Origin of the sequence: Acidiphilium sp. 34-64-41 (genome assembly GCF_002282635.1) — a bacterium.
Taxonomy (GTDB): Bacteria; Pseudomonadota; Alphaproteobacteria; order Acetobacterales; family Acetobacteraceae; genus Acidiphilium; species Acidiphilium rubrum.
Map to the genome: position 1 here is coordinate 50,260 of NZ_NCJX01000014.1, position 6,638 is coordinate 56,897.

Annotated in this window: 8 protein-coding genes and 1 tRNA gene; 5 read left to right on the forward strand and 4 right to left on the reverse strand. The window is 63.2% G+C overall.

Annotated features, from left to right (window positions below):
• Window positions 1-11: 11 nt before the first annotated feature.
• The 4 genes from mmsB to B7X49_RS04510 all read left to right on the forward strand — a co-directional run bounded on the left by mmsB (window position 12) and on the right by B7X49_RS04510 (window position 3,493).
• Window positions 12-908 carry a 3-hydroxyisobutyrate dehydrogenase gene (gene mmsB, locus B7X49_RS04495; protein ID WP_286702857.1) on the forward strand — a complete coding sequence of 299 codons (897 nt, stop codon included), beginning with the start codon at window positions 12-14 and terminating at the stop codon, window positions 906-908.
• Window positions 905-2,605: an AMP-binding protein gene (locus B7X49_RS04500; protein ID WP_286702856.1), complete on the forward strand. Its 1,701-nt coding sequence runs from the start codon at window positions 905-907 to the stop codon at window positions 2,603-2,605. The genes mmsB and B7X49_RS04500 overlap by 4 nt, the downstream gene beginning before the upstream one ends.
• On the forward strand, window positions 2,602-3,369 hold the full coding sequence (locus tag B7X49_RS04505; protein ID WP_286702855.1) for an SDR family NAD(P)-dependent oxidoreductase: 768 nt from the start codon (window positions 2,602-2,604) through the stop codon (window positions 3,367-3,369). The genes B7X49_RS04500 and B7X49_RS04505 overlap by 4 nt, the downstream gene beginning before the upstream one ends.
• Before the next feature lie 49 nt (window positions 3,370-3,418).
• Window positions 3,419-3,493 (forward strand) — tRNA-Val (locus B7X49_RS04510).
• 488 nt (window positions 3,494-3,981) lie between these two features.
• On the opposite strand, the gene B7X49_RS04515 is transcribed toward B7X49_RS04510, so the two are convergent.
• On the reverse strand, window positions 3,982-4,122 hold the full coding sequence (locus B7X49_RS04515) for a hypothetical protein (RefSeq protein WP_286702854.1): 141 nt from the start codon (window positions 4,120-4,122) through the stop codon (window positions 3,982-3,984).
• Window positions 4,123-4,195: 73 nt separating this feature from the next.
• On the opposite strand from B7X49_RS04515, the gene B7X49_RS04520 reads away from it, so the two are divergent.
• Window positions 4,196-4,909, forward strand: coding sequence for a hypothetical protein (locus B7X49_RS04520; protein WP_286702853.1), 714 nt, complete (start codon window positions 4,196-4,198; stop codon window positions 4,907-4,909).
• Window positions 4,910-4,931: 22 nt separating this feature from the next.
• Here the strand turns inward: B7X49_RS04520 and B7X49_RS04525 are convergent, their stop codons facing one another.
• The 3 genes from B7X49_RS04525 to B7X49_RS04535 all read right to left on the reverse strand — a co-directional run.
• The gene (locus B7X49_RS04525) at window positions 4,932-5,183 is read right to left on the reverse strand and encodes a hypothetical protein (RefSeq protein ID WP_286702852.1); all 252 of its coding nucleotides are present in this window, start codon (window positions 5,181-5,183) and stop codon (window positions 4,932-4,934) included.
• A gap of 391 nt (window positions 5,184-5,574) precedes the next feature.
• Complete coding sequence (locus tag B7X49_RS04530; protein ID WP_286702851.1) at window positions 5,575-5,727, reverse strand: hypothetical protein; 153 nt, start codon at window positions 5,725-5,727, stop codon at window positions 5,575-5,577.
• 279 nt (window positions 5,728-6,006) lie between these two features.
• Window positions 6,007-6,638 (reverse strand): hypothetical protein (locus tag B7X49_RS04535; RefSeq protein ID WP_286702850.1); only part of this gene is annotated, 632 nt, incomplete at its 5' end.

Genomic DNA, 6,638 nt, shown 5'->3' on the forward strand with positions numbered 1-6,638 from the left:
GGGAGAACATCATGTCCATCATCGGCTTCATCGGCTTGGGCAACATGGGCGGGCCGATGGCGGCAAATCTGGTGCGCGCCGGCCATCGTGTCCAGGGCTACGATCTGGTGCCCGCCGCCTGCACAACCGCGGCAGCCCAAGGTGTGCGCATCATGCCCGATCTCCGCACCACCGCCGCCGGCTGCGATGCGGTCATCACCATGCTCCCCGCCGGTGCCGCGGTGCGTGCGCTCTACGACGATCCGTCCGGGATTCTCGAGACCGCGCCTGAAACCTGTCTGATGATCGATTGTTCGACCATCGATGTCGAATCCGCCTGCGCCGCCCACGCCATGGCGCAGCAATCCGGCCGGCAAGCGATCGATGCACCGGTCTCCGGCGGCGTCGGCGGCGCGGTGGCGGGAACCCTCACCTTCATGGCCGGCGGCACCCAAGCCGCCTTCGCCGCGGCGCAGCCCTTGCTCGCGGTCATGGGCGCGCGCGTCGTCCATTGCGGTGCGGCCGGCGCCGGCCAGGCCGCGAAAATCTGCAATAACATGATCCTCGGCATTTCCATGATCGGCGTCAGCGAGGCGTTCGCCCTGGCCGACCGCCTCGGCCTCGCCCGCCAGGCGCTGTTCGATGTCGCATCCACCGCATCGGGCCAGTGCTGGTCGCTCACCAGCTATTGCCCGGTGCCCGGTCCGGTGCCCGCCAGTCCGGCCAATCACGGCTACCGCCCGGGATTTTCCGCGGGCCTGATGCTGAAGGACCTGCAACTGTCGCAAACCGCCGCCGCCCAATCCGGCGCGGTGACCGAACTCGGCGCCCACGCCGCACGCATGTATCAGGCATTTGCCGAATCCGGTCACGCGCAGGATGATTTCTCCGCGATTTTCCGCATGATCGCGGAACGGTCCGCGTCATGACCGACTTCGCCGCGGCAAGGCAATTCCTGCTCGACCATCGCACCGATTACGAAACCGCCTACGCGGGCTTCCAACCCCCGGCGCCCGTGCCGTTCAATTGGGCGCTGGACTGGTTCGATGCCGTGCTGGCGACCGACGCTGCGCTGCGCGACCGTCCCGCCCTGCTGATCGACGATCCATCGAGCGGCGAGCAACTCAGCGTCAGCTTCAGCGCCATGGCGGCGCGCTCCAACCAGGCCGCGAACTTCCTGCGCAGCCTCGGCGTTGCGCGCGGCGACCGCATCCTGCTGCTGCTCGGGAACATCGCACCACTCTGGGAATTGATGCTCGCCGCCATGAAACTCGGCGCCGTCGTCATCCCCGCCACAATGCTGCTCACCGCCGAGGAATTGCGCGACCGCGTCGCGCGCGGCGGCGGCCGCTTCGTGGTCACCACGCCCGATCAGGTCGAAAAATACGATGGTCTGGGCTTGAACACCGTCAACATCGTGGTCGATGGCAACGACCGCCCCGGCTGGACACCCTACGCACCGCAGGCCCACGCAACCAGCCTCGCCCCCGCCGGCGCAACCCAGGCCGATGACCCGCTGCTGCTCTATTTCACCTCTGGCACCACCGCCAAACCGAAACTCGTTCTGCATTCGCATTATTCCTACCCGGTCGGCAGCCTCTCGACGATGTATTGGATTGGCCTACAACCCGGCGATATCCATCTGAACATCTCCTCGCCCGGCTGGGCGAAACACGCGTGGAGCAGTTTCTTCGCGCCCTGGAGCGCCGGTGCCACCATCTGCATCGTCCGTCAGGCGAAATTCGATGCGCCCGCCCTGCTCGCCGCCATCGCGCGCTGCGCCGTCACCACGCTCTGCGCCCCGCCCACGGTCTGGCGCCATCTGGTCCAGCACGATCTGCGCGCCCATCCCAACCGCCTGCGTGAGATCGTCAGCGCCGGCGAGCCGCTCAACCCCGAAATCATCGAACAGATCCGCGCTGCCTGGGGCATCACCATCCGCGACGGCTACGGCCAGACCGAAACCACCGCGCAGATCGGCAATCCCCCCGGCGCGCTGCTCAAACCCGGCGCCATGGGCCGCCCGTTGCCCGGCTATCGTGTCGCTTTGCACGACGGTGCCGATGGTGTGGTGGGCGAGGGCGAGGTCACCTTGGTCTGCACCCCATCCCGCCCGCTCGGCCTGATGCGCGGCTACCTCGACCCCGCAACCACCAGCCTGTTCGGCGCTGACCAGCCCTGGTACCGCACCGGCGATGTCGCAACCATCGATGCCGATGGCTACCTCACCTTCGTCGGCCGCGCCGATGATGTGTTCAAATCATCGGACTACCGGATCAGCCCGTTCGAACTCGAAAGCGTCCTGATCGAACACCCAGCCGTCGCGGAAGCCGCCGTCGTGCCCCGGCCGGATGACGTCCGCCTCGCGGTCCCCGTTGCCTATGTCTCGCTGATCGCCGGCGCCCCGGCCGATGCCGCCACTGCCCGCTCGATCTTCGCTCATCTGCAATCCCGCGTCGCGCCGTTCAAACGCATCCGCGCGCTGGTGTTCGTCGATGATCTGCCCAAAACCATCTCGGGCAAAATCCGCCGCGTCCAGCTCCGCGCGGACGAGGTCAGCGGCACTTCGACGGGCATCCGATTCGACGAAGCCATCCTCACCGCCCCACGCGGAGCCATCCCATGAACCTCACCGGCAAAACCGCCCTGGTCACCGGCGGCGGCTCCGGTCTCGGCGAAGCCACCGTCGCCATGCTCGTATCCGCCGGCGCCCGCGTCCTGATCGCCGATATCGACGATGCCAAGGGCCGCGCCACCGCCGCCCGCTTCGCCGCCGCCGCCCGGTTTCACCACACCGATGTCGCGCGCGAGGACGAGGCGGCGGCGGCCATCGCCGAAGCCACCGCCGCCTTCGGGGCGCTGCACATCCTGGTCAACTGCGCCGGCATCGCCCCCGGCGAACGCGTGCTGGGGCGCGACGCCCCGCACGATCTGGCGCGCTTCACCCGCGCCGTCACGATCAATCTGATCGGCACGTTCAACATGATCCGCCTCGCCGCCGCCGGCATGGCGGACAATCCACCGGATGAATCCGGCACACGCGGCCTGATCGTCAACACCGCCTCGATCGCCGCGTTCGACGGTCAGATCGGCCAGGCCGCCTATGCCGCCTCCAAGGCCGGCGTCGTCGGCATGACCCTGCCGATCGCGCGCGAACTCGCCCGCTCCGCCATCCGGGTGATGACGATCGCCCCCGGCCTGTTCGCAACGCCCATGATGGCAGGCCTGCCCGCCGCGGTGCAGGACTCGTTGGGCAGTTCGGTCCCGTTCCCGTCGCGCCTCGGCCAACCCGCCGAATTCGCGTCCCTGGTCCGCCATATCTGCGAGAACGACATGCTGAACGGCGAGACCATCCGCCTCGACGGCGCCTTGCGCATGCCGCCACGCTGATCCCGGCTTGCGTATCCGCGCGACCGAAGCTATGACCGCCCGATCAAGTGGGCGCGTAGCTCAGCGGTAGAGCATCGCCTTGACATGGCGGGGGTCACAGGTTCAATCCCTGTCGCGCCCACCAATCTAATCAATGGGTTAGGTTGGTTCCTCGCGGACTAAACGGCCTCGGTTTTACGCCATAGCTACAGGCGGCAGTAAATCGAGGGGGTGAAAGACCGGATTATCTCGTTGTCGTGATGCTGGCGGCACGGTGATCGAGCGTTAGCGGTCGCGGCGGGGTGAATGGCCGGGCAAGCGGTCTGCCGTGTAGTTGGTGTAGGTTCTCCCCATATAGACCGTCTAGAAATGAGGTATGCATATATGCATAGGCTCTGCGGCATACGTGCAATATGGTCCAAACCTACACAACATACATCAGCGCCATACTTGCTGCCCTATTTTTCGGCGATAACTGGCGGGTTTCTGCCGTTTCTCGATCCATGACGCAAAATCCCTGTTTTTGACACGTCATGCATTAGACGCATAGCGTTAATGTTGCGGTTTTTGATGGCTGGAATGGTAGTTTAGAAAACGTCTCGTTATCGCTATCCCGACGCCACGCCGGGCCCGTCAGGTCGAGGCGCGGGCATTGGTTGCGGTGGCGCTGGTCGAGTTCGAGGCGAGGTCGATCGCCACCACGCTATGCCGGCGATGGCTGTCACGGGACGTGCCAGGTCGTGACGGAGTATTCGCTGCGATAATGGGGGGCACCCATGGTGGCGCCGTTTCTGCTCCACATAAAAAATGGGTCGCGAGCAAGCAAATGTTGCGCTAACCTAAACCTATGCATCCGCCCCTAGACATACGAATAATCGGCGACCTGTCCGCTCCCGATTGGTGGAGCATTGGACTCACCACGTCAGCCGGCATCTTAGGCGCAATCATCGGAGCGCTTGTTTCGTATCTTGTGGCTCGGCAAACGGCGAGAGAAAGTCGCCAAGCGGAACAGGCGGCACGGCGGTCAGCGGAAGAAGAGGCGACCTACCGCGTCGGATTAAAACTCATGGAGATCATGAACGCAGCGGCGGGTTACCACCTAGCAGCCGAACGGAGCATTGCTGACAACAATGCATCAGAGGTTTGGCTCACAATGCAAGCATTCTCAGGAAAAGCCAAGGATATAACTTTTGAAAGTAATGAGTTGGTTGCATTTTGGAAGGGCCGCCAATTTGAGTATATTACAAGAATAGAATTTTTGATAAACTCCTATAATTCCATGATTTATTCTGTTGAAGAGTATGGGATGCAGCGCAACAATTTAATGAATAAATTAAAGCCAGATACAATGCAGGGATTAGTCGGAAGGGTTTTTTTGACAGAGGAACAGTTACGTAATCTAAACCCAGAAATTTCCGCTGTGCGCGATCTTGCAATGAAAGTGCGGGACGCAATGAAAGATGTCCATGAACAAGCCGCCGCAGCCGTAGATGATTTCAAGTCAATTGTTCGAAAATATTTTGGCGATAGTAATTTTCCCGTTCCGGTTCGAATGAAATAGTATGATATACAAAAAGCCACAATTATCGCATTACGAGCCACAATTCGCGCAACAAACATCCGCGCAATGTTTTACAAGCCGCAGCTTGGTCGCCCAGCAGCGCGCGCCGCATCCGTGCCAGATCGCCGCTGTCGGCTTCGGCGTCGCGCAGTTCATGCAACGCCAAGCGAGCAGCAACGCGGCGGCTGGGGGCTATCAGGGGATTCTCGGCATCGGCGCGGAGTTCTGCCAGCTTGGCGGGGTCGAGGGTGTCACGGAACCCTTGCTCAGACATGGCTTTTTCCGCCATTGGAGACGCGCACGGTGTGTGCGATGCCGCTGTCCAGCTTCTCATCCGTGACAGGCGCAACAAACCCCCGCACCCTCCCGCCATCCTGACGCCATTGCGACGGCTTCCAGGCGGTGCCAGCGAGCAGCTTGCTATCTCCGGCCCATCGATACCCCGTAAAGCCGGAACCGTCCTGCACCCCGCTACCAGGGCCGGGAGTGCCACCCTGCCTTGCCCGGTGGCAGCCACGATGACGCGGGCGATCATGGCGACGGCGTTCGATCTTGGATCAGGCATTGCGGGCAGTGGCGGCACGCATCTGCGCTTTCACCACGCCCCTCGGTGCTCCGGCCTCCGGGTCATCGAGCGGGGCGGTGCTAATCAGCGCCTCGAGCTCCTACACGGCGACGGCGACCAGATGGGCGGCACGGTCGGGTTGCGCCTTGACGTCCGCGGCCAGCGTCCTCCATTTCGCATCAAGCGTGCGGATCGCTGCATCATGGTATCGGCGCGCGGCGACAATGCGAGCGCGAAGCTCAGTGATGTCCATTCAAATCTCCTTCAACACCCGCGCGCGGCGGTAATTCTCTCGATCGCATGGCGCGTTTTGCCCTCACCATTTCGAGCCTCGCATTTTTCAACCGCACCATGCGGGCGTGCGCCTCCACGGCATCCGGTCCCATCGCCACTCGCTCCCGGTGCGCTGCCCATCGCTTGTTTATGCGGGCGCGTTGCTTTTCGGGTGACGTGTCGAGGGGCTTGCCAGGCGAGCCATTGCCCGGCCCCTGTCCCGGCCCGCACCCTCGGCCTTTTCTCCGGTGCGCCGCCATCAGTAGGCCGCTGCGTTCGTTTGCAACGCCACCCGCGCCGATGTCTGGTTGCGGATTGTGACTTGCTGCGCCCTCGCCGGTTTCTGACGGCGTAGCGTCTCTACAAGGCGTTCTACCTTGGCAGGGAGGCCAGCAGGGCCACCAGAGAGCGCGGCGGTGGCTTGTGCCCGCGATACCACGTCAGTCCCTTCCTCCCGGCTCATGGCGGCGATCACGCTCGTCATCGTCGCCTTGTTGTTCAAATCCAGCGGCGTATTTGCCCCGATGCCGGACCAGCGCGAAACCCGCCTGATATATTCCGGGTCATTCTTACCGTGCCCGTTCCAGATCGGGATGATCGAGGCCAGCGTATCGGCCTGACGCTTCGTCGGGTACTGGCGAAGCAGCGCCGCGCCGGCCTGAATCCCCTGTTTGGTCGTACCGAAGTGTTCCAGCTTGCCGCCCGGCATGAGGTCGAGGGGGTTGTTGTGGACGCGCCACTTCGGCGGCACTGGCGACAACGGCACCCAAGGCAGATGCTTTTTCGACCAGGCGTTAAGGAACCTCTGAACAGCGCAATTTTTCCCTTTCGTTCGTTCGTAGGACGGATGGTAGGCCGGTAGCGGCTGTGTTGGGCTGCCTGACGTCCGAA